This window comes from Methylobacterium sp. 1A (assembly GCF_058072805.1).
This window is the reverse complement of the sequence record NZ_JBYQVE010000001.1, coordinates 1,387,773-1,408,724: the sequence shown is the minus strand read 5'-3', so window position 1 is coordinate 1,408,724 and position 20,952 is coordinate 1,387,773. Positions and strand designations below refer to the sequence as shown.

Genomic DNA, 20,952 nt, shown 5'->3' with positions numbered 1-20,952 from the left:
CGGACGCGCTCAACACAACCTTAACGCAAATGCGCCGGCGGATCGTCGGCGGAACCCAGGGAGGACGGCACCGTGACGCTGACCGATTTCCGCTTCGAGACCGATCCCGACGGCGTCGCTCTGGCGATCTGGGACATGCCCGGCCGCTCGATGAACGTGATCACCGAAGGTGTGATGGACCAGCTCGAGCAGATCATCGAGCAGGTCGCGTCCGACCCGGCGATCAAGGGCTGCGTCATCGCCACCGGCAAGGACAATTTCTCCGGCGGCGCCGATCTCACCATGCTCCAGGGCCTGGGCCGGGCCTACGAGCAGCTGAAGGCCGAGCAGGGCGAGGAAGTGGCGATGCGCCACTTCTTCGAGGCCTCCCGACGCCTGTCGCTGCTGTTCCGGCGGCTGGAGACCTGCGGCAAGCCCTTCGCGGCGGCGATCCAGGGCCTGTGCCTGGGCGGCGCCTTCGAGCTGGCGCTGTCGTGCCATCACCGCGTCGCCTCCGACGACGGGAAGACCCGGGTCGGCCTGCCGGAGATCAAGGTCGGCCTTTTCCCGGGCGGCGGCGGCACGCAGCGGGTCGCCCGCCTGATGCAGACCGGCGACGCCCTGCAGATCCTGTTCAAGGGCGAGCAGATCCGCGTGCCCATGGCCAAGGGCATGGGGCTGATCCACGCGGTGGCGCCGCAGGCCGAGATCGTGGAGCGCGCCAAGGCCTGGATCCGCGAGGGCGGCTCGGCGGTGGCGCCCTGGGATGTGCCGAAGTTCAAAGCGCCGTCCGGCAAGGTCTACTCGCCGGCCGGCATGATGATCTGGCCGCCGGCCAACGCCATCTACCGCCGCGAGACGCACGACAATTACCCGGCCGCCAAGGCGATCCTGGCCTCCGTTTACGAGGGCCTTCAGCTGCCGATGGACCTCGCCCTGCGGGTCGAGAGCCGGTACTTCGCGCATATCCTGCGCTCGACCGAGGCGGCGGCGATGATCCGCACGCTGTTCATCTCCATGGGCGAGCTGAACAAGGGTGCGCGCCGCCCGAAGGACGTGCCGGCCACGAACCTGCGAAAGGTCGGCGTGATCGGCGCCGGCTTCATGGGCGCGGGCGTGGCCTACGTCACCGCCCAGGCCGGGATCGAGGTGGTGCTGGTCGACCAGTCGGTCGAGGCGGCCGAGAAGGGCAAGGCCTACGCCCACACGCTCATCACCGGCCAGATCAACAAGGGCCGCGCCAAGACCGCCGACCGGGAGGCGCTGCTCGGCCGGATCCAGGCCACGGCGGATTACGGCGCCCTCGCGGAGTGCGACCTCGTGATCGAGGCCGTCTTCGAGGATCCGCGGGTGAAGGCCGAGGTGATCCAGAAGGTCGAGGCGGTGATCCGCCCTGACGCGATCTTCGCGTCCAACACCTCGACCCTGCCGATCACCGGCCTGGCCAAGGCGTCGCAGCGGCCCGCGCAGTTCGTCGGCATCCACTTCTTCTCGCCCGTGGAGAAGATGATGCTCGTCGAGATCATCAAGGGCGAGGCGACCGGGGACGCGGCGCTCGCCACCGCCCTCGACTACGTGCGGCTGATCAAGAAGACCCCGATCGTCGTCAACGACGCCCGCGGCTTCTTCGCCAACCGCTGCGTCGGCGCCTACATCCTCGAAGGCCACAAGATGCTCTTCGAGGGCGTGCCGCCGGCGATGATCGAGAGCGCCGGCCGCCAGGCGGGCATGCCGGTCGGGCCGCTGTCGCTCAACGACGAGGTCGCCCTCGACCTCGTGCTCAAGATCGCCAAGGCCACCGAGGCGCAGGTCGGGCAGGGCGCCGTCGACCCGGCGCAGAAGGCGATCCTCGCCGAGATGGTCGAGAACCAGGGCCGGCTCGGCCGCAAGAACCGCAAGGGCTTCTACGACTATCCCGAGGGCGCGCCGAAGCGTCTCTGGCCCGGCCTGAAGGACCTGCAGCCGAACCGCCTCGACCCCGACGCCGTCGATTTCACCGAGCTGAAGCAGCGGCTCCTGGTGGTCCAGGCGCTGGAGGCCGCCCGCACGGTCGGCGAGGGCGTGGTCACCGACCCGCGCGAGGCCGATGTCGGCTCGATCCTCGGTTTCGGCTTCGCGCCGTTCACCGGCGGGACCCTGTCGTACATCGACTTCATGGGCGCGGCGGCCTTCGTCGACCTCGCGCGGACGCTCGAGGCCAAGCACGGGCCCCGTTTCCACGTGCCCTACAACCTGGCCGCCATGGCCGAGCGCGGGGGCACCTTCTACGCCGGCGCCGAGAAGCGCGCCGCCTGAGCGACGTCGGCCGGACGCCCGCTCGCGGCGTCCGGCAGCTGGGCGAGCTCCTCCAGCAGGACCGTGCGCGCGCAGGCACCGAAGGCCCGCATCAGCCGCCCCCGGGCGTGGTCCGGGGGGAAGAGCAGCGCGAAATGCACCGGGAGGGCGGGGGCGAAGGGCCGGATCGCGATCGGCGAGACCTTCGCCTCCTCGTGGGCGGCCAGGGGGTTCATCACGCTGACCCCGAGCCCGGCCGAGACGAGGGTGCAGATCGAGGCGCCGAAGCCGGCCTCGGCGGTGATGGTCAGGCCGATGCCGGCGGCCTCGAAGACGGCCTCGGTCCGGTCGCGCAGGGCGCTCCCGAGCGACGCGGCGACGAAGGACACGCCCTGAAAATCCACGGGCGCGAGCGATTCCCGCGCGGCGAGGGCGTGGTCCCGCGGCAGGACGGCGACGCAGGCGCGCGTCTCGACATGCTCGGCGCGCGCCTCCGGGGCGTCGCCGTACAGCATCGTCAGCGCGGCGTCGCAGGAGCCGGTGGCGAGCCAGTGGTTCACGGTCTCGTCGTCGCCGGAATGGATCGCCACGATCACGTCCGGATGCGCGGCCCGGAAGCGGACGACCGCGCGCGCGAGGAGCCCGCCCGCCAGTCGCGGCATCGCCGCCACCCGCAGCCGCTCCGCCCCGAAGGCGCGGATGCGCGCGGCCGCCGATTCCAGGCTCGTGAGGCCCACGAAGGCGCGCTCGACCTCCGCGTGGAACCGCGTCCCGTCGAGGGAGGGGACGACCCGGCTCCCGCTGCGGTCGAACAGGGGCAGGCCGGTGATCACCTCCAGCTGCGCGATCAGCCGGCTGACCTGCGGCTGCGAGGTGTGGAGCCGGCGGCTCGCCTCGGTCATGGACCCGGTGGCCACCACGGCCCGGAAGGCCTCGATGTGCCGGAAGGTCATGCGCCGCTCGGCCATATCAGATCCGTATGCTCGGCAGGTGAATCGGCATTGGACGCCCGCGCGCGGCCGCTCCTAGGATCGGTCGGCAAAGCTTCGGGCCGACTCCCCGTCGGGGCGGCCGGGCGCTTCGCCGGTTCAGACATAGCGAGGGGGTTCGGATCGTGTCGAGGACGCTGCCGCTTCTGTTGGCCACTCTGTGCTGGGCCGGCCTCGCCGCGCCGTCGGTCGCCGAGGGGCGCCTCGACAAGATCCGCGCGACCGGACAGATCAGCCTCGGCTTCCCGGACGCGTCGCCGCCCTTCGGCTTCCTCGACCAGAACGCCAAGCCGGTCGGCTATTCGCTGGAGATATGCGAACACGTCGCGCAGAAGCTCAAGGCCGCGCTCGGCCTGCCCAAGCTCGAGGTGCGCCACGTGCCGGTGATGTCGGCGACCCGGATCCCGCTGATCAACAACGGCACGATCGACCTGGAATGCGGCACCGCCAGCAACCTGCCCGAGCGGCACAAGCTGGTCTCGTTCGCGCCGACAACCTTCGTGGCGCAGGTGGTGCTGGTGGCCAAGAAGGACACGCCGGTGGATGTCGACGACATCGCGTCGTTCCGCGGCAAGGCCATCTCGGCCCAGGCCGGCGGCGAGACCCAGCGCGTCGCCACCCGGATCAACGTCCGCGACAAGCTCGACATCCAGGTGATGCCAGCCAAGGACACCGCCGAGGTGTTCCTGCTCGTGGAGACCGGCCGCGCGGCAGGCGCCATCAACGACGATGCCCTGGCCCACGCCACGGTGGCGGGCGCCAAGCGGCCGGCGGATTACAAGATCGGCACCAAGGGCCTGGAATTCGCCCCCTACGGGATCCTGGAGCCGAAGGACGACGCGGCCTTCAAGGCTGCGGTCGACAAGGCGGTGGTCGAGCTGATCCAGGACGGGACCGTGGCGCGGCTCTACGGCAAGTATTTCGAGCAGCCGATCCCGCCGAAGGGTATCAACTTGGAGTTGCCGATGAGCGACGTGCTCAAGCGGGCGCTCGCCAACCCGACCGATTCCGGCGACGAGGCGGCCTACCGGTAGGGCGGCGAGACCGACATGCGAGACGATCACGGCGAAGCCACGGACGCGCCGTCCGCGGTCGACCTGCGGAGCGACACCGTCACCCGGCCGACCGAGGCGATGTACGCCCGGATGCGGTCGGCGCCGCTGGGCGACGACGGGCTCGACGCCGACCCGACCGCCCGCGCACTGGAGGAGACCGCCGCCGCGATGCTCGGCAAGGCGGCGGCCCTGTTCGTGCCGAGCTGCACGATGGGCAACCTGCTGGCGATCCTGGCCCAGGTTCAGCGCAGCGAGCAGGTCCTGCTCGAGGCCCAGGCCCACATGCTTCACACCGAGCGCGGGGCCGCCACCCTGACCGGGGCGTTCTTGGACGGGATCGCCGGGACCGACGGTGCCATGGACCTCGACCGGCTCGAGGACGCCCTCCGGCCCGGCGCGAGCCCGCTGCGCACGGCCATGATCGCGCTGGAGACCTCGCACAACGCCGCCGGCGGCACCGTGCTGCCGCCGGACCACATGGCCGCGGTGGCGCAGATCGCCCGCGCGCGCGGCATTAAGGTCCATCTCGACGGGGCCCGCCTGTTCAATGCCGCCACCCATCTCGGGGTCGCGCCGGCGGACCTCGCGGCCCATGTCGACACCGTGTCTCTGTGCCTCTCGAAGGGCCTCAGCGCCCCGGTCGGCGCCGTGCTCGCCGGCGACGGACCGGTGATCGCGGCGGCACGGCGCCTGCGGAAGATGATCGGCGGGACGCAGCGGCAGGTCGGGATCGTGGCGGCCGCCGGCCTCGAGGCGATCACCGTCATGGGCGCGCGCCTCGTCGAGGACCACGACCGGGCCCGGCAGCTGAGCGCCGGGCTGAACGCCCTGCCGCGCCTCGCGGCGAACCTGCCGCAGACCAACATCGTGCAGGTCGACCTCTCTCGGACCGGGCGGGACAGCGCGCGCTGGGTCGCCGATCTCGACGCGGCCGGCATCCGCACGCGCCCGCTCGGCCCGCGGCGGCTGCGGCTCGTCACGCACCGGCACATCGCGGCGGCCGACATCGACCGCGCCGTCGCGGCCTTCCGCGCCTGCCTCGACGCGGCCTGAGCCCGGTCAGGCCGCGCCCGCGACCCGGGTCTTCGCGCCGAGCATGCGGGCGAGGAGCACGACGTCGCCGGCATTGTCCGAGAGCAGGTCGGTGATGTCGCCGACCTCCAGCGCCTTCACGTGGCGGCAGCGCATGCCGTAGCGGCCGGCCGTGCAGGTGCAGCGCAGCTCCGGGCCCCCCGGCCGTTCCTCCAGGCTGACGTGGTAGCGGTTGCCGGTCGAGCCGCGCATGGCGAACCGCAGGGCCGCCGGCGCGTCGGGGAAGCTTGCCACGGCCCGGGCGCTGATCGCACCCGGCACGCGGCGCGGCACGGCGGGACCGCCGACCGCCCGCGCGACCGGGAGGCCGAGCGCGGCCGCGAGGGCGTGCACGTCCGCGACCGCCCGCTCGCGCATCGCGGCGAGCGCGATCTCCGCGCAGGCGAAGGCGTCCTCGCCGGCGTCGTGGTGCTCGAAGCGGATGCCGAGGCGCCGCGCGACCTTGCCGAGCCCGCAGCCCTCCGGCGCCGGGAAGACCCGGCGTGCCACCTGGACCGTGCAGAGATAGGCGAGATCGGGGACCGGCAGGCCGGCCCGCGTCAGCCCGGCGCGCAGGACGCCGATATCGAAGCTCGCGTTGTGCGCCAGGATCAGCCCCCGCCCGAGATCGCCGAGATGAGGCGCCATGACGGCGGCGAAGTCGGGCTTGTCGGCGACGTCGGCCGGAAGGATCCCGTGGACGCGGATGTTGCCCGGTGCGAACCGCATCTCGGGCGGCCGGATCAGGTGGCTCTCGCGGCGCACGACGCGGCCGTCGGCGATCCAGGCCAGACCCACCGCGCAGGCGCTGTCACGCCGCTCGTTGGCCGTCTCGAAGTCGAGGGCCAGGACCGTCATCGAGGCTCAACCATGCCGGGTGGAAGTTCTCGGGGTGTTCCCCGAGAGGTCTAGGCCGCCCGGACTCGGGCTTCAACCCTGCGCCACCATCGCCAGCCAGTCGTCCTCCGAGACGACCCGGACGCCGTGCTTCTCCGCGTCCTTCAGTTTCGAGCCCGCACCGGGGCCGGCCACCACCAGGTCGGTCTTGGCCGAGACCGAGCCCGAGACCTTCGCGCCCAGGCGCTCGGCCACCGCCTTGGCCTCGTTGCGGGTCATCTTCTCCAGGGTGCCGGTGAAGACCACGGTCTTTCCCGCGAACGCTGAGGCCGCGGCGGCCCGCTCCATCGGCTGCACCGCCACCGCGTCGAGCAGGGCCGCGACGGCGTCGGCATTGTGCGGCTCGGCGAAGAACAGGAGCAGCGCGTCGGTCGCCACCGGGCCGATCTCGCCGTCGTCGGCGAAGACCCGGTAGGCGTCGCCGGGACGCTGCGCCGCAGCCCGCGCGATCGCCGCGCGCACCGCGTCGACGTCGCCGTAATGGGCGAGGAGGTTCTCGCGCTGGACGGCGCTCAGGCGCGCCCGCTCCTTGGCCGGCGCCGCGTCGTCCTCCGGGAAGCCGAGATCGAGGAGCCGGTCCCGGGTCGTGCCCCCGACGCGCGGCACCGCGGTGAGCTCGACCCAGTCGGGACCAGGCTGCGCCGCCGCGGCCTCGCGGATCGCCGCGATCAGCGTCGGCATGTCGGCGAAGCGCTTCGCCAGCGCCTTGGCGGTCGCCTCGCCGATCTGCGGGATGCCGAGGGCGAAGAGCAGGCGGTTCATCGGCACGGCGCGCCGCGCCTCGACGGCGGCGAGCAGGTTCCGGATCGCCTTGTCGTCCTCGTCGCCCTTCTTCTTGGCGGCCTTCTTCGGCGGCTCGGCCGTCCCCGAGTCCGCGCGCCGCTCGGCCGACAGCGCCTCGCGCCGCGCCACGATGGCGGCCTTCAGTTCCGCGAAGTCGAGGCGGAACAGGTCGGCGGGTTGGCGCACCAGCCCGGCCTCGAACAGGACCTCGATATAGGTCTCGCCGAAGCCCTCGATGTCGAAGCCGTTGCGCGACACGAAGTGCTTCATCCGCTCGACGCCCTGCGCCGGGCAGATCAGGCCGCCGGTGCAGCGGCGCACCGCGTCGGGCCGGCCGGTGCGGGGGTTGACGGCGCGGACGGCGCGGCTGCCGCAGGCCGGGCAGGTCTCCGGGAAGGCGTAGGGCCGCGAGTCGGCCGGGCGCTTCGTCAGGTCGACATCCATAACCTTCGGGATGACGTCGCCGGCCCGGACCACCGTGACCGTGTCGCCGACGCGGATGTCGCGGCCGTCGCGGATCGGCTCGCCGTCGGCGCCGACGCCCTTCACGTAGCCCTCGTTGTGCAGGGTGGCGTTCGACACGACGACGCCGCCGACCGTCACGGGACGGAGCTTGGCGAGCGGGTTCAGCGAGCCGGTGCGGCCGACATTGATGACGATGTCCTCGACGACCGTGGTGGCTTCCTGGGCGGCGAATTTGTGGGCGAGCGCCCAGCGGGGCGAGCGCGAGACGAAGCCCAGCCGCTTCTGGAGCGCGAGGTCGTCGACCTTGTAGACGACGCCGTCGATGTCGTAGCCGAGCCCGGCCCGGTCGGCCTCGATGCCGCGGTAATGGGCGAGCATCGCCTCCGTGTCGGTGAAGGTCTGGGTCCGCGGGTTCACCGGCAGGCCCCAGGCCGCGAAGTGCTCCAGCACGCCGGTCTGCGTGTCGGCGATCGGCGCCGACAGCTCGCCCCAGGCATAGGCGAAGAATCGCAGCGGCCGGGACGCGGTGATCGCGGGATCGAGCTGGCGCAGGCTGCCGGCGGCGGCGTTGCGCGGGTTGGCGAAGAGCGGCTTGCCGGCCGCCTCCTGCCGGGCGTTGATGGCAGCGAAGTCGGCGTGGGACAGGTAGACCTCCCCGCGCACCTCGCAGATCTCCGGCCAGCCGGACCCCGCGAGCACCGCCGGGATGTCCTGCACCGTGCGGGCGTTGGCCGTGACGTTCTCGCCCACCTCGCCGTCGCCGCGGGTGGCGGCGGTGTCGAGCCGGCCGTTCACGTAGCGCAGGGACAGGGACAGGCCGTCGATCTTCGGCTCGGCCGTGAAGGCGAGGGGGGCGTCGTCCGGCCAGCCGAGGAAGCGGCGCACGCGCGCGACGAACTCGGCCACCTCCGCGTCGTCGAAGGCGTTGCCCAGCGAGAGCATCGGCACGGCGTGCCGCACCTTGGCGAACTTCTCCGAGGGCTTGGCGCCGACCGACGTGCTGGCGGCGCCCGTACCGGCGAGATCGGGGAAGCGGGCCTCGATGTCCTCCAGGCGGCGGCGCAGCCGGTCGTACTCGGCGTCCGATATCTCGGGCGCGTCCTCCTGGTAGTAGAGGCGGTCGGCCTCCAGGAGCGCGTCCGACAGCCGCGCGTACTCGGCGCGCGCTTCCTCGGCGGTGAGGTCGAGATCGAGAGGTTCGGATTTCGTGGCGGCCATGCCGGGGTTCTAACGCATCGGCGGCCGGCGGGGAGTCGGCTGCGGCGCGCGATCCCCGATTCCCTTACCGGCGGGCGCCGAGCAGATCGCCGCGCCCCGCCATCCGGAAGGCCGCGAAGAACGTCGCGGCGACGAGGGCGGCGACCGCCTGGAGGGGCAGGACCGGGGCCAGCCAGCCCGCGACCGCCGTCCCGGCGACCGAGCCGAGGTTCATGGCCGCCATGTAGACCTCGAACTGCGTGGCCGCGCCCGGGCGGCCCCGGCTCGCCGCGAGCAGGGCCGGCATCAGGGCGACGATGAGCAGGCCGGGCAGCACGCTGGTGAGCGCCAGGATCGCCGGTGCCGCGGCCCCGACGAGCCCGCCGCCGATCAGGATCCCGGCCAGCACGAAGGTGACGGCACTGCCCAGCAGCAGGGCGCGCAGCGGCGACGCCGCGCCCGCGCGGTCCGACCAGAGTCCCACCGCGACCGCACCGGCCGTACCGCTCACCAGGGTCAGGAAAGCCTGGAGACGCGACAGGCTCGCGGCCTCCCAGCCCTGACGCTGGAGGAGGTCGATCGAGAAGGGCAGCTCGAACAGGCCGAGGGCCGCGTCGAGGCCGAAGCACAGGGCGAGCAGCCGCAGGGCGCGCGGGCGGCGCAGGGCGATCACGGTGCGGCGCAGGAAGCGGCGGAACGGCAGGCGCCGCGGCGCCGGTCCCCGGCGCTCGAGCGACCAGAGCGGATCGGCCGGCGCCTCGCGGACCAGCAGCATCGGCAGGCTCGCGACGATCGCGGCGACGAGCAGCCAGCGGGCGCTCGCGGCGAAGCCCCAATTCGCGAGCGTCCATCCGAAGACAGCGGCGCTGAGGCTCGTTCCGGCCACGAAGCCCGCGCGGGTGCAGGCGCTGACCCGGCCGAGTTCCCGGGTGGGGACGTGGTCCATGATCATCCGGTCGCAGGCGGTATCGAGGAGCGACGCGAACAGGCTGTGGACGAGGAAGACCAAGCCGAGCGCGCCGACGGCGTCGCCCCCGGCGACGAGGAGCAGCGCCAGCGTCGCGTGGCATCCGACCAGCGCGGCGACCGCGAAGGGCCGGCGCCGTCCCATCCGCGTGTCCCCGGCCCGGTCCACCCAGGGCCCCCACAGCAGCGGCTGCAGCGTCCAGGGCAGGCCGGCCAGGGCGAAGTGCAGCCCGACCTCGGTTGCCGGGACGCCCCTGGCCGCCAGGTGGTTGGCGAGCGCTGTCAGCGAGAAACCCGCGATGAGGCCCTGGTAGAGGTAGGTGGCGAAGAACACCCCGTAGCGGACGGGCCGCACGCCGAGGCTCGGCCGACCCGCGAGGCCGACGCGGCGAGCCGCGCTGGACCGCGTCACCGCGCGCGGCGCTTCTTGCAGGAGACGGGCCGCGATCCGATGCTGCTCATTCCTGCCCCATCGGATCGTCGCCCGTGCCGTTTCGCTCTCCCGACGCTAGCGCCCCAGCTCCCGCCTCGCGAGGTGTCGCGTGAGCGCGGTGCAGGTCTGGATCGTCGACCTCGCTCTGTCTCCGAGCCAGGTTGACCGGTGCGATGCCGTCCTCGACGCCGCGGAGCGCGCGCGGGCTGACCGTTTCCTGCGCCCGGCGGATCGGGCCCGGTTCCGCGCCAGCCACGCCGCGCTGCGGCTGGTCCTCGGCGACGCGCTCGGTCTCGCGCCGGCCGACGTCGAGTTCGCCGCCGGAGCCGGCGGCAAGCCGGAGCTCGCGGCCCCGGCACGGGGCGCCGCCGACTTCAACCTCTCCCATTCCGGGGCGCGCGCGCTGATCGGGCTCACCCGCGGCGCGGCGATCGGCGTCGATGTCGAGGCCGTGCGGCCGATCGCGGACGCGCTGCGGATCGCGGCGGCCCATTTCGCCGCCGACGAGGTGACGGCCCTGGCCGGAGCCCCGCGAAGCGCGGTCGAGCGGCGCTTCTTCGGACTGTGGACCCGCAAGGAGGCGGTGGTGAAGGCTTTGGGCAGCGGCCTGTCGCTGCCCCTCGACCGGTTCAGCGTCAGCGTTCCGCCCGAAGCGCCACGCCTTCTCCGGGCCGCCGGCGACGCGTCCTGGAACCTGGACGGTCCTTGGAGCTTCGCCGAGGTCGATTGCGGGCGCGATCACGTCGCGACGGTGGCGTCCCGATCCGCGGAGGCGGAGATCACCTGCCACCGTCTCCCGGACGACTGGCCCGATCATCTGGGCTGAAAAGGCGCAACAGCGCGCTTGCGGTGCGGGAAAGGCGCGGCTATACACCCGCTCGCCGGCCCTGGCGGACACGCGGGACGGCCTTCGGAGTGTAGCGCAGTCTGGTAGCGCACCACGTTCGGGACGTGGGGGTCGCAGGTTCAAATCCTGCCACTCCGACCAAAATTCCCGCGATCTCAAGTTCAGCGAGACGAACGGTCATCCTTCGCAAGGGCCTCGCGGACTGATGACGAGTGGCTTCGCTGGTCAGCGTCCGCGGATTCCCAGACTGTCGCGAAAGCGGCCACCTCGACCGGACCGAAGGCGTCGCGCCATCCCGGCTCCGTATCAGGCCGGTCCCTGTCTCGCGCCGCGCTGATTACTGCGCGTGGAGGATCCTGAGGCCGCCCCGTCTGGCCCGTCCGAGCCGCGATCCTGGGACGGAGTCTCCCCGGACCCCGCCGTGCCGGGGCTCTCGCCCTGCGGGATCAGGGGCGCCATGGGCACGCTCTTCACGAGCAGCGCGATCATCTCGGACCGTGAGCTCAGGAGAATGGCCGGCGGCTCGCCGGTGATCTGCCGCCATCGCCTGACGAAATCGCCCGCCGGCAACTCGGCGAGAGCGTCCTGTTCGGTCGCGGGGTGGTCCGTTCTGAGGGCTGCGGACTGATCCATGCGCCTCAACGGCTCGGACCACGATTCGGCCTCAGCGTCCGGCCGGGATGGTGAAGCGAGCGTTAGTCCGATCGCGGAAGACGATGCCCGCAACGGCGGACCGGCGGGCGAGGCCCGGGGCGCTCGATGCGTAGAGGAGCACGCGCCTGTCCCTGACGAAAGCAAGTGAGCCGGTCAGTTCATAGGCGAGACAGAGAGAGGCGCGTCGAGGAATGGACCCGGCGCGCGGCCGTGCGGGATGTCGTCGTTCTCATGGGCCCTCATCGCACGACGCGGGGTCCGGGCGCGGTCAGGCGGCGAGCCGGAAACCGGTTCCGCGGGCCGTGCGGGGCGCGACCGTCGACTTGTCCCGGGGCAGCAGCAGGTCGATCTGCGAGCAGTGCAGCGCCAGGACGTTCTGCTCCTCCGCCATGGCGCGCGCCGCGCCGCTGAACCGGCCATTGGTCATCACGCACGCCGTGGTCGACCCGGCGCGCTCCGCCGCCGCCGCGACGTCCGAGATCGGGAGACACGCGACGTCGCGGTCCGCCCAATGCAGGCAAACGACGACGCGCGTTCGGGCCCGGAGGAGCACGAAGTGGTCCTGATCCTGGTAATCCAGGCGCCAGCCGGCCGCCTTCAGGCACCGCAGCATCAGCGCCTCGTAATGCGCCTGCGAGGCGCTCACGCGGTCGACGAAGGTCCAGGACGCGACCTCGGCCGGCAGGATCGACGCGAATTCCGCGCTGACCAGACGCCTGAAGCCGCGGAACCGGACGACGGCGCGGAGCGGGCGCGAGAGATGGGCGCGGTGCAGCCTGACGAGTTCCCGGTCCCAGAGCGCCTCGAACGCGACCGCTCCGCGCGCGTGGTGCTCCATCCACCGGTTCTCGATGATCAGGCGCTCGATCTGCGGTCGGATCGCGCGGCGACACCGCTCGGTGACCCGCTCCTGCAGATGCAACCAAGAGAGCAGAAGCAGGATGGCTATCACCCACAGGGCGAGGCTCGTCGCGAACATGGCGGCGGGACTTTGCGAAATAAGGCCGATGTCGCCATTTATCCGCCGCAGGAATTAAGCGGACATTGCCGGTCACATGCCTACTGAACCGATCAGCGCAAGTCTTTGGAGATGGTGAATTCTAAATTTATGTCCGCCCCGCAGCCGCTCAGGTCCGCATAGCCACGAACATGCTCCGGCCCTGCTGGTGGTAGTAGCCGCTCTCCATCGAGCCGCGGATGTCGTGCCCCAGCATGTCGTACTGCTCGTAGACCATGTCGAAGCCGCACTCCTTCAGAAGCTGAATCAGGGCCGGCTTGGTGGGCCAGAAAGAGCGCTTGTTGCTCCACGAGGTCCATTTGTGCGCCTCGAGCTGGCTCGTGTCGTCGAGATCGTGCTCGTGCATCCAGCGACCCGGCAGACCTTCGTTCTCGGCGGGCGGTGAGAGCTGGAACAGGGCCTCGTTGGTTTCGGTCGCGAAATGCGTGTGCAGGATGACCACGTCACGGACGCATTCGGCCATGAGGCGGATGAAGGCGGCCGGCCTGTCGAGGTGGTAGAGCAGTCCGCAGCAGAAGGCGGCATCGAAGGGGCCGTGGGCCGCCAGGTTCCACACGTCGTCGTTGACGAAGGCGAGGCCGGGGACGCCCGTCCCCTCCTTGACCCGCAGGCAGTTCTCGAAGTTGGAGCGGCGCACCTCGACACCGGTGGCGCGCATCCCGGCGCGGGCGAATTCGAGCGTGTAGCCGCCCTCGAGGCAGCCCAGATCGACGATCGACCGGCCGGCCAGCCTGTGCCCGTAGAACAGCCGGAGCGAGCGCAGGGCCGCCTGGGTCCAGGGGCTGTCGGCGATCAGCCAGCCCGCCTCGGGCAAGGTCTCGGACCCGTCCGCGAGGCGGATGTTGTGTGCCGTGAACGTCATGCCGACTCCCCACGCCGCCCACTCGTGCCGGGCAACGCCTTCGTCCGTCTATACGGGCGGCGGCCGATCGGTTCACGCGCTTTGTCGTTTCGCCCGTATCGAACGGTCGACCGGCGGGATGGGTCAGGTCGGCGCGACCGCCGCCTCCACGGTGCGGCCGGGCACGCGATGCCCGCGACGGGGCCCGTCGAACGGCGTATGTAGCCGCCCGATGGATCCGTCCTCTCACCATCGAGCCGGCCGGCGACCCGCTGGATGGGTCGGCTTCGCGCGCAGCTTCCTCGGCTGCGCCACCCTCATGGGCTTGGCGCTGATCGGCTTCGTGGCCGCGGTCGATCCCTACGGACTGCGGGCCGCGCCCGGGCATCCGCCGGGACCGATCATGGATGCCAATCAGCGGCTCTCCTATCCGCAGATCGCCCGCGGGGGGCCGTTCGACGCGGCGGTCTTCGGCACCTCGACGGCGCGACTGCTCGACCCGCAGGCTCTCGACGCGGCCTTCGGTGTCCGGTTCGCCAATCTGGCGGTGAATGCCGCGACGCCCGACGAGCAGGGTCGGCTCGCCGCGCTGTTCCTGGCCCGCCGGCCGATCCGCGCGGTCCTGTTCGGCCTCGATGCCCCGTGGTGCGCCGCCGATCCGCCGGCCCGGACCGCCCATGCCTTTCCCGACTGGCTCTACGCGGACCGCGTGCGCGGCGATGTCCTGCGTCAGGTCAGCATGCGCTCGGTCACGACGGCCGTCCGGGCCGGACTCGCCGATCTCGGGCTGACGCGGGCGCGGATTCGCGGAGACGGCTACGCGGTCTTCACGCCGCCCGAGGCGCGCTACGACCTCGCACGCGCCCAGGCCCATATCCGCGCAGGCCGCGTGGACTCGGCAGCGGCGGACGCCCCCGAGATGCCGATGCCGGCCCTCGACCGCCTGGACGATCTCCTCGGTCGCGTGCCCGCCGAGGCCCTGAAGATCGTGGCCTTCATGCCGGTGCATGCGGGGGCGCAGGGTTCACCGGGATCGGCGGCGGGCCGTCGCGAGGAAGCCTGCAAGGCGCGCGCCGCGGCGATCGGGAAGCGCCGGGGCGCGGTCGTGGTGGATTTTCGCCGGATCTCGCCGCTGACGACCCGGGACGCGAATTACTGGGACGTGCTGCATTACCGCCTGCCCGTGGCGGCGCGCGTCGTCTCGGATCTCGCGCGCGCCGTCGCCACCGGCCGCGACGATCCGGATGGAATCTACCGGGTGCTCGCGCACCCGTGACGCCCGGTCAGGCGGCGGCGCGCTCGGCGCTCGCCCAGCCCGCGCGGGTCTCGGCGCAGTACTCCGCGTAGCGGCCGTCCCGGATCGCCGCGCGCGCGCCGGCCATCAGGTCCTGGTAGTAGGCGAGGTTGTTCCAGGTCAGCAGCATCATCCCGAGGATCTCGTTCGAGCGCACGAGGTGATGCAGGTAGGCACGGGAGTAGTCCCGCGCGGCCGGACAGGTCGAGGTCTCGTCGAGCGGCGCGGTGTCCTCGGCGTGGCGGGCGTTGCGCAGGTTGACCCGTCCGTGGCGCGTGTAGGCGAGGCCGTGCCGGCCGGCGCGGGTCGGCATCACGCAGTCGAACATGTCGATGCCGCGGGCGACCGCGCCGAGGATGTCGTCCGGCGTGCCGACGCCCATCAGGTAGCGGGGCTTGCCGGCGGGCAGGTGCGGCTCGACCGTCTCGATCATGGCGAACATGACCGCCTGAGGCTCGCCGACGGCGAGGCCGCCCACCGCGTAGCCCTTGAGATCGAGATCCGTCAGCGCGCGGGCGCTCTCGACGCGCAGGGCCGGCACGTCGCCGCCCTGGACGATGCCGAACAGGGCCCGTCCCGGCTGCTCGCCGAACGCGACGCGGCAGCGCTCGGCCCAGCGCAGCGACAGGTGCATGGCCTTCTCGATGGCCCCGTGGTCCGCCGGCAGGCGGACGCACTCGTCGAGCTGCATCTGGATGTCGGAGCCGAGCAGACCCTGGATCTCGATGGAGCGCTCCGGGCTCATGTGATGCGCGGTGCCGTCGATGTGCGAGCGGAAGGTCACGCCCTGCTCGTCGATCTTCCGCAGTGCGGAGAGCGACATCACCTGGAAGCCGCCGGAATCGGTCAGGATCGGCCGGTCCCAGTTCATGAAGCGGTGAAGGCCGCCGAGCCGGGCCATACGCTCGGGGCCGGGCCGCAGCATCAGGTGGTAGGTGTTGCCCAGGACCACGTCGGCGCCGAGATCGCGGACCTGGCGGGGGTACATGGCCTTGACGGTCGCGGCCGTGCCCACCGGCATGAAGGCCGGGGTCCGGATCTCGCCGCGCGGCGTCCCGATCACGCCGGTGCGGGCGGTGCCGTCCCGGGCCAGCAGGTCGAAGCGGAAGGGTGCGCTGTCGGTCATGGGGTGTCCGCGCCCGGGCCCGGGAAGAGCAGGCTGGCGTCGCCGTAGGAGTAGAACCGGTACCCGGCGGCGATCGCGTGCGCGTAGGCCGCGCGCATCGTCGCGAGACCTGAGAACGCCGAGACCAGCATGAACAGCGTCGAGCGCGGCAGGTGGAAATTGGTCACGAGGGCGTCGACCGCGCGGAACCGGTAGCCCGGCGTGATGAAGATCTCGGTGGGTCCCGAGAAGGGCGCGAGCGTGCCGTCCGGTCGGGCCGCGCTCTCCAGCAGCCGCAGCGCCGTGGTCCCGACCGCGACGATCCGGCCGCCCGCGGCCCGCGCGGCGTTCAGGGCCTCGGCCGTGGCGGCGTCGAGGATGCCGATCTCCGCGTGCATGCGGTGGGCCTCGGTATCTTCGGCCTTGACCGGCAGGAAGGTCCCGGCGCCGACATGTAGCGTGACGTGGTGGCGCCGCAGACCGGCGGCGTCGAGATCGGCCAGCAGCGCGTCGGAGAAGTGCAGGCCGGCCGTGGGAGCCGCGACCGCCCCCGGATTGCGGGCGTAGACCGTCTGGTAATCGGTGGCGTCGCGGTCATCCGTGGCGCGCTTGCCCGCGATGTAGGGGGGCAGCGGCAGGGCACCCTCCGCGGCGATGGCCGCGTCGAGGTCGGGCCCGGCCCGGTCGAAGGCGAGGACGATCTCCCCGGCCTCGGCCTTCTCGAGAACGGTCGCCGCCAGATCGCCGAAGCGCAGCGCGTCGCCCGCCGCGAGCCGCTTGGCCGGACGCGCGAAGGCGCGCCAGCGGTCGGGGGCTTCCCGCAGGTGGAGCATCACCTCGGTGCGCTGGCCGGGGGCGCCGGGCCGTGTGCGCACGCCGTTCAGCCGGGCCGGGATCACCCGCGTGTCGTTGAAGACCAGGGCGTCGCCGGCCCGGAGGGCCTGGGGCAGGTCGCGCACGGTCCGGTCGGCCAGCGGCGCGCCAGGTCGGACCACGAGCATCCGCCCGGCGTCGCGCGGCTCGGCCGGGCGCAGGGCGATGCTGGTCTCCGGCAGATCGAAATCGAAGAGGTCCACGCGCATCGCCGGCTGCCTGCACCGAACGGCACGCGGTTTCAACCGCGGAACCGCCGGGGAGCGCGTCCGTTTCCAGCGTCACCGAGACGCGAGGCTCCCGATCCATGCCCTGGTACGCCGTTCGCCCCCGTGACGCCGCCGATCCCCGCTGGCCGCTCCCCGGCACGTCCGAGATCGTGCTGAAGGCCGAGGATCCCGACACCGCCCGCGCGAAGTTCGAATCGGCCTACCCGAGCCAGCCCTTCGGCAGCCCCGGGATCCCGGTGCCGAATACTGGCGTCGGCAGCTTCCGCGGCGATCCGGACGCCCTGGTCGTGGCCGAGACGGGCGAGCCGCCGGCGCCGCGGGGGAGCGACGCGTGACGCCCCGCGGTCGCACCCGGCGGGTCACCCTCGACGGGCAGCTCCTCGGGTACTGGGAGCGCGAGGCCGCCCGGCTGGAGACCCTCGCCGCCGGAGCGCGCTTCGCCTGGCAGCGCCGTCGCTACCTGCGCAAGGCGGAGGCCGCGCGCGCCAAGGCGGAGCCGAGCCGGCGGCGCGAGGCCGCCCGCGACAACGGCGGCGCGTCGGAGACTTAGCCGCGGCTAACACGTTTTCGGCGGCGTCGAACCTTTGCCGTGGCCTTGGCCGCGGCCGGTGCCGTATGGGCGCGGCGTCACCCCAACGGCGCGAACCATGGACCGCACCCAGAAAGCCGCCCTCTTCAGCGCGGGCATCGGCCTCGCCGTCACGGCGATGAAGTTCTACGCGGCGTGGCTCACCGGCAGCCTCGCCCTGTACTCCGACGCGCTGGAGAGCATCATCAACGTGGTCGCCGCGGTCGGCGCCTTCGTGGCCCTGCGGGTCGCCGCGCGCCCGGCGGACGAGGACCATCCCTACGGTCACCACAAGGCCGAGTTCTTCTCGGCGGTGATCGAGGGCGCGCTGATCGTGGTGGCGGCGCTGCTGATCCTGCGCGAATCCTATTTCGGGCTGCTCGCCCCGAAGCCCCTCGACGCGCCCGCGGTCGGCCTCGCGATCAACTTTGCGGCCGGGATCGTCAACGCGGTCTGGGCGGCGGCACTGATGCGCTGGGGAAGGCGGTGGCGGTCGCCGGCCCTGATCGCCGACGCGCGCCACGTCTTCGCCGACGTAATCACGTCCTGCGGCGTCCTGGCCGGCGTCGGCGCCGTGGTGGTGACGGGCTATCCGGTCCTCGACCCCGTGGTGGCCGGGCTGGTCGCCATGAACATCCTGTGGTCCGGTTTCCGCATGGTCCGGGAGTCGGTGGACGGCCTCATGGACAGGGCCGCCCCGGCCGAGATGGTCAGCCAGATCCGGTCACTCATCTCCCAGCACGGCGAGGGCGCGCTGGAGGCGCACGACGTGCGCACGCGCTCCGCCGGTCAGGCGACCTTCATCGACTTCCACCTCGTCGTCCCCGGCGCGATGACCGTCGAGGATTCGCACGCGATCTGCGACCGGCTGGAATCCGCCCTGGAGACGACGATCCCCGGGGCGGTGGTGACCATCCACGTCGAGCCTGGCGAGGAGGCCAAGGCGCGGGGATTGCCGGTGCTGTAGGCCGCCGATCAGCTCCAGGCGTGGAGCGGCGGGTTCACGCCATTGAGGGCGTGGTTGCCGACGATCGCGTATTTCCAGCGGACGGGATCGTGCAGCGTGTGCGTGCGCGCGTTCCGCCAGTGACGGTCGAGATTCTCGGCGGCCAGAGTCGAGCGGGTCCCCGACAGCTCGAACAGCTTGTTCGACGCCGCCAGGGCGACCTCGGTGGTCAGCACCTTCGCCTCGGCGACCGCGATCTGGGCCGCCGCGACCGTCTCGGCGTCCGGCCGCGCGACCGCCGCGTCGAGGGCGAGACCGGCCCGGTCGAGCAGCGCCTCGGCGGCGTGCTGCCGGATGGTCAGGTCGCCGACCGCCTGGATCGTGTAGGGATCGTCGGCCGCCCGCTCCAGCCCGCTGTCGATCCAGGGCCGGGCCTTCTCGCGGACGAAGCCGATGGTGTCGTCCAGGGCCTCGCGGCCGATCCCGGCATCGACCGCGGCCTGGATGATCTGGAACACGGCGCCGTCGGCGGTCGGCGCCGCGTAGCCCTTCCAGGCCGGCACCAGATGGGTCTTGGGCACGCGCACGTCGTCGATCAGCACGGTCCCGCTCGCCGTGCCGCGCTGGCCGAAGCTCGACCAGTCGTCGATCACCGTGAGGCCGGGCGCGTCCCGCTCGGCGATGGCGTACCAGGCGCGTCCCTCGGCATCGAGGGCAACGATCGGGACCAGGTGCGCGAGGAGGGCGCCGGTGGCGTAGAACTTCCGGCCCCGCACCACGACGTGGTCGCCGTGATCGGTGAAGCGCGTGTCGAAATCGGCCGCCCGCTTGGTGCCGCGCTCCGAGAAGGCGTTGCCGAACCGCGTTCCGCGCAGGACCTCGCCGAACAGCAGCTGCTTCTGCGCCTCGTTCGACACGGTCCGGATGGCCGCCAGGATGCCGAGGTGGTTCTGAGCGATCTGCGCGATGGCGGGATCGGCGGCCGCCACGATGGCGATGACCTGCGCCAGCGTCCGGTACGAAACCTCGGGGCCACCGTAGGCGCGCGGCACGTTGATCGACCAGAGGCCGCTCTGCGAGAAGGCGTCGAGCTCCTTGAGCGGCCGCACGGCGTGGCGGTCCCGCTCCGACGCGCCGGCCCGGAACTCGGCCGCGAGCCCGTGAGCCACGGCCAGCGCCTCGGCGTCGTCACGGATCACGTGGGCGGGTGAGGGCGGCCGCGCGGGGCCGGGAGCGCCCGGGCGGTGCTCCGGCTCGAGCGTGCGCGCATCGACGGCGATGTTCATGGCTCACTCCGATCAGTCGGGATACGGTTCGGCGGGCGGCGCTCAGGCGGCCTCGGCGCGCCGGTCGCGGGCGGCCTCGAGGGCGCGGACCCGCGGGATCACGTGCGCGCCGAAATACGCGACGTCCTCCTGGAAATGCAGGAAGGCCAACAGGGCGAGGTCCGCTCCCGCATCCTTCAGCGCCAGGATCCGCTCGGCGATCTGGTCGGGCGTGCCGATCAGGTCGGTCTTGAAGCCGTCGTTGTACTGAACGAGATCCTCGAAGCTCGACTTGGCCCAGTTGCCTTCCCCTTCCGGCGAGGCCTTGCCGGCATTCTTGACCTCGTGACCGAAGGCCTTCACGGCGTCCGGGTCGGCGTTGTCGATGATCTCCTGAAGGACGGCGCGGGCCTCCTCCTCGGTGTCGCGGGCGATGACGAAGGCGTTGACGCCGATCCGGGGATGATTGCCGGTCTCGGCCGACTTGGCGCGGATATCGTCCACCTGGGCGCGGATCGTCTCCGGCGTGCCGCCATTCGTGAAGTACCAGTCCGACACGCGGATCGCCATGTCGCGCGCGGCGCGCGACGAGCCGCCCTGAAAGATCTCGGGCAGCAGCTGGGCCGGCTTCGGCTTCAGCGTGTAGTCGCTGTAGCGGTAGAAGTCGCCGCGGAAGGTGAAGCTGTCCTGCGTCCAGATCCCGCGCAGGCTCCGTATGAACTCCTCCGACCGGCGGTAGCGCTCGTCGTGGTCGAGCCAGGGCTCGCCGATCGCCCGGAACTCGCCCGAGAACCAGCCGGAGACGATGTTCACCGCGATGCGGCCTTCGGTGAGTTGCGAGATCGTGGCGATCTGCTTGGCGGCCAGGGTCGGATGCCAGGGACCGGGCAGGAGCGCGGCGATCACCTTGAGCTTGGTGGTCGCGGCCAGCAGGGCGTGGCTGAAGGCGACCGATTCGTGCTGGTACTCGGCGCCGTAGCCCGCGGTGAACCGGATCTGCGTCAGCCCGTAATCGAACCCTGCCTCCTCGGCGATCTGCGCCAGCTTCCGATTGTACTCGGCGTCCCAGCTCGTGCGCTGGGGGATCTTGCTGATGACAAGCCCCCCGGAGACGTTGGGCACCCAGTAGGCAAAGCGGATCGGCTCGCGCGCCGCCGCGTCGGCGAGATGGCTGGTCATCCGGCGTTACCTCAGTTGTACGG

Annotated in this window: 18 protein-coding genes and 1 tRNA gene; 9 read left to right on the top strand and 10 right to left on the bottom strand. The window is 72.0% G+C overall.

What is annotated here, in order from left to right; translation table 11 throughout:
- The first annotated feature begins 72 nt into the window (after positions 1–72).
- Entirely contained in the window at positions 73–2,274 is a 2,202-nt protein-coding gene (locus ACX9MN_RS06870) for a 3-hydroxyacyl-CoA dehydrogenase NAD-binding domain-containing protein (RefSeq protein WP_489724023.1), read from the top strand.
- Here the strand turns inward: ACX9MN_RS06870 and ACX9MN_RS06865 are convergent.
- Positions 2,244–3,206: a LysR substrate-binding domain-containing protein gene (locus tag ACX9MN_RS06865; protein ID WP_489724022.1), complete on the bottom strand. Its 963-nt coding sequence runs from the start codon at positions 3,204–3,206 to the stop codon at positions 2,244–2,246. The genes ACX9MN_RS06870 and ACX9MN_RS06865 overlap by 31 nt on opposite strands.
- Positions 3,207–3,391: 185 nt before the next feature.
- On the opposite strand from ACX9MN_RS06865, the gene ACX9MN_RS06860 reads away from it, so the two are divergent.
- Positions 3,392–4,276, top strand: a complete 885-nt coding sequence (locus tag ACX9MN_RS06860) for an amino acid ABC transporter substrate-binding protein (protein WP_056522091.1) — start codon at positions 3,392–3,394, stop codon at positions 4,274–4,276.
- Positions 4,277–4,291: 15 nt separating this feature from the next.
- Positions 4,292–5,350: a GntG family PLP-dependent aldolase gene (locus ACX9MN_RS06855; RefSeq protein WP_042674655.1), complete on the top strand. Its 1,059-nt coding sequence runs from the start codon at positions 4,292–4,294 to the stop codon at positions 5,348–5,350.
- Positions 5,351–5,356: 6 nt separating this feature from the next.
- On the opposite strand, the gene ACX9MN_RS06850 is transcribed toward ACX9MN_RS06855, so the two are convergent.
- The 3 genes from ACX9MN_RS06850 to ACX9MN_RS06840 all read right to left on the bottom strand — a co-directional run bounded on the left by ACX9MN_RS06850 (position 5,357) and on the right by ACX9MN_RS06840 (position 10,088).
- Entirely contained in the window at positions 5,357–6,226 is an 870-nt protein-coding gene (locus ACX9MN_RS06850; RefSeq protein WP_489724021.1) for a 3'-5' exonuclease, read from the bottom strand.
- Between the two features lie 72 nt (positions 6,227–6,298).
- Complete coding sequence (gene ligA / locus ACX9MN_RS06845) at positions 6,299–8,731, bottom strand: NAD-dependent DNA ligase LigA (RefSeq protein ID WP_489724020.1); 2,433 nt, start codon at positions 8,729–8,731, stop codon at positions 6,299–6,301.
- Positions 8,732–8,795: 64 nt separating this feature from the next.
- Positions 8,796–10,088 carry an MFS transporter gene (locus tag ACX9MN_RS06840; RefSeq protein WP_489724019.1) on the bottom strand — a complete coding sequence of 431 codons (1,293 nt, stop codon included), beginning with the start codon at positions 10,086–10,088 and terminating at the stop codon, positions 8,796–8,798.
- Positions 10,089–10,218: 130 nt separating this feature from the next.
- Here ACX9MN_RS06840 and ACX9MN_RS06835 point away from each other — a divergent pair, with 130 nt between their 5' ends.
- Both ACX9MN_RS06835 and ACX9MN_RS06830 read left to right on the top strand, forming a co-directional pair.
- Entirely contained in the window at positions 10,219–10,935 is a 717-nt protein-coding gene (locus ACX9MN_RS06835; protein ID WP_489724018.1) for a 4'-phosphopantetheinyl transferase family protein, read from the top strand.
- Between the two features lie 85 nt (positions 10,936–11,020).
- Positions 11,021–11,097 (top strand) — tRNA-Pro (locus ACX9MN_RS06830).
- A 781-nt stretch (positions 11,098–11,878) separates the two neighbouring features.
- Here ACX9MN_RS06830 and ACX9MN_RS06825 read toward each other — a convergent pair.
- Together ACX9MN_RS06825 and ACX9MN_RS06820 are read right to left on the bottom strand one after the other, a co-directional pair.
- Entirely contained in the window at positions 11,879–12,589 is a 711-nt protein-coding gene (locus ACX9MN_RS06825) for a restriction endonuclease (protein WP_489724017.1), read from the bottom strand.
- A gap of 148 nt (positions 12,590–12,737) precedes the next feature.
- Complete coding sequence (locus tag ACX9MN_RS06820; protein ID WP_091678120.1) at positions 12,738–13,490, bottom strand: class I SAM-dependent methyltransferase; 753 nt, start codon at positions 13,488–13,490, stop codon at positions 12,738–12,740.
- 211 nt (positions 13,491–13,701) lie between these two features.
- Here ACX9MN_RS06820 and ACX9MN_RS06815 point away from each other — a divergent pair, with 211 nt between their 5' ends.
- Positions 13,702–14,745, top strand: coding sequence for a hypothetical protein (locus tag ACX9MN_RS06815; RefSeq protein WP_489724016.1), 1,044 nt, complete (start codon positions 13,702–13,704; stop codon positions 14,743–14,745).
- 7 nt (positions 14,746–14,752) lie between these two features.
- On the opposite strand, the gene tgt is transcribed toward ACX9MN_RS06815, so the two are convergent.
- A complete protein-coding gene (gene tgt, locus ACX9MN_RS06810) occupies positions 14,753–15,889 on the bottom strand; it encodes a tRNA guanosine(34) transglycosylase Tgt (protein ID WP_489724015.1) in 1,137 nt (378 codons plus the stop codon).
- A complete protein-coding gene (gene queA, locus ACX9MN_RS06805) occupies positions 15,886–16,950 on the bottom strand; it encodes a tRNA preQ1(34) S-adenosylmethionine ribosyltransferase-isomerase QueA (RefSeq protein ID WP_020091399.1) in 1,065 nt (354 codons plus the stop codon). The genes tgt and queA overlap by 4 nt, the downstream gene beginning before the upstream one ends.
- Before the next feature lie 98 nt (positions 16,951–17,048).
- Here queA and ACX9MN_RS06800 point away from each other — a divergent pair, with 98 nt between their 5' ends.
- The 3 genes from ACX9MN_RS06800 (at position 17,049) to ACX9MN_RS06790 (ending at position 18,506) form a co-directional block, all read left to right on the top strand.
- A complete protein-coding gene (locus ACX9MN_RS06800; protein WP_489724014.1) occupies positions 17,049–17,306 on the top strand; it encodes a hypothetical protein in 258 nt (85 codons plus the stop codon).
- Positions 17,303–17,521 (top strand): hypothetical protein, encoded by a 219-nt coding sequence (locus ACX9MN_RS06795; protein WP_489724013.1) that lies wholly within the window; start codon positions 17,303–17,305, stop codon positions 17,519–17,521. The genes ACX9MN_RS06800 and ACX9MN_RS06795 overlap by 4 nt, the downstream gene beginning before the upstream one ends.
- 97 nt (positions 17,522–17,618) lie before the next feature.
- A complete protein-coding gene (locus tag ACX9MN_RS06790) occupies positions 17,619–18,506 on the top strand; it encodes a cation diffusion facilitator family transporter (RefSeq protein WP_427507558.1) in 888 nt (295 codons plus the stop codon).
- An 8-nt stretch (positions 18,507–18,514) separates the two neighbouring features.
- Here ACX9MN_RS06790 and ACX9MN_RS06785 read toward each other — a convergent pair whose 3' ends face one another.
- Positions 18,515–19,771 carry an SfnB family sulfur acquisition oxidoreductase gene (locus ACX9MN_RS06785; protein WP_489724012.1) on the bottom strand — a complete coding sequence of 419 codons (1,257 nt, stop codon included), beginning with the start codon at positions 19,769–19,771 and terminating at the stop codon, positions 18,515–18,517.
- A 42-nt stretch (positions 19,772–19,813) separates the two neighbouring features.
- Positions 19,814–20,929 carry a dimethylsulfone monooxygenase SfnG gene (sfnG, locus tag ACX9MN_RS06780; protein WP_489724011.1) on the bottom strand — a complete coding sequence of 372 codons (1,116 nt, stop codon included), beginning with the start codon at positions 20,927–20,929 and terminating at the stop codon, positions 19,814–19,816.
- Between the last annotated feature and the right edge of the window lie 23 nt (positions 20,930–20,952).

Excerpts from the sequence above, each read along its gene's own strand:
- ACX9MN_RS06800 (WP_489724014.1), top strand. The coding sequence starts at position 17,049 with ATGCCCTGGTACGCCGTTCGCCCCCGTGACGCCGCCGATCCCCGCTGG.
- ACX9MN_RS06790 (WP_427507558.1), top strand. The coding sequence starts at position 17,619 with ATGGACCGCACCCAGAAAGCCGCCCTCTTCAGCGCGGGCATCGGCCTC.
- ACX9MN_RS06855 (WP_042674655.1), top strand. The coding sequence starts at position 4,292 with ATGCGAGACGATCACGGCGAAGCCACGGACGCGCCGTCCGCGGTCGAC.
- ACX9MN_RS06820 (WP_091678120.1), bottom strand. The coding sequence starts at position 13,490 with ATGACGTTCACGGCACACAACATCCGCCTCGCGGACGGGTCCGAGACC.
- tgt (WP_489724015.1), bottom strand. The coding sequence starts at position 15,889 with ATGACCGACAGCGCACCCTTCCGCTTCGACCTGCTGGCCCGGGACGGC.
- ACX9MN_RS06825 (WP_489724017.1), bottom strand. The coding sequence starts at position 12,589 with ATGTTCGCGACGAGCCTCGCCCTGTGGGTGATAGCCATCCTGCTTCTG.
- queA (WP_020091399.1), bottom strand. The coding sequence starts at position 16,950 with ATGCGCGTGGACCTCTTCGATTTCGATCTGCCGGAGACCAGCATCGCC.
- ACX9MN_RS06815 (WP_489724016.1), top strand. The coding sequence starts at position 13,702 with ATGGATCCGTCCTCTCACCATCGAGCCGGCCGGCGACCCGCTGGATGG.
- sfnG (WP_489724011.1), bottom strand. The coding sequence starts at position 20,929 with ATGACCAGCCATCTCGCCGACGCGGCGGCGCGCGAGCCGATCCGCTTT.
- ligA (WP_489724020.1), bottom strand. The coding sequence starts at position 8,731 with ATGGCCGCCACGAAATCCGAACCTCTCGATCTCGACCTCACCGCCGAG.
- ACX9MN_RS06865 (WP_489724022.1), bottom strand. The coding sequence starts at position 3,206 with ATGACCTTCCGGCACATCGAGGCCTTCCGGGCCGTGGTGGCCACCGGG.
- ACX9MN_RS06785 (WP_489724012.1), bottom strand. The coding sequence starts at position 19,771 with ATGAACATCGCCGTCGATGCGCGCACGCTCGAGCCGGAGCACCGCCCG.
- ACX9MN_RS06850 (WP_489724021.1), bottom strand. The coding sequence starts at position 6,226 with ATGACGGTCCTGGCCCTCGACTTCGAGACGGCCAACGAGCGGCGTGAC.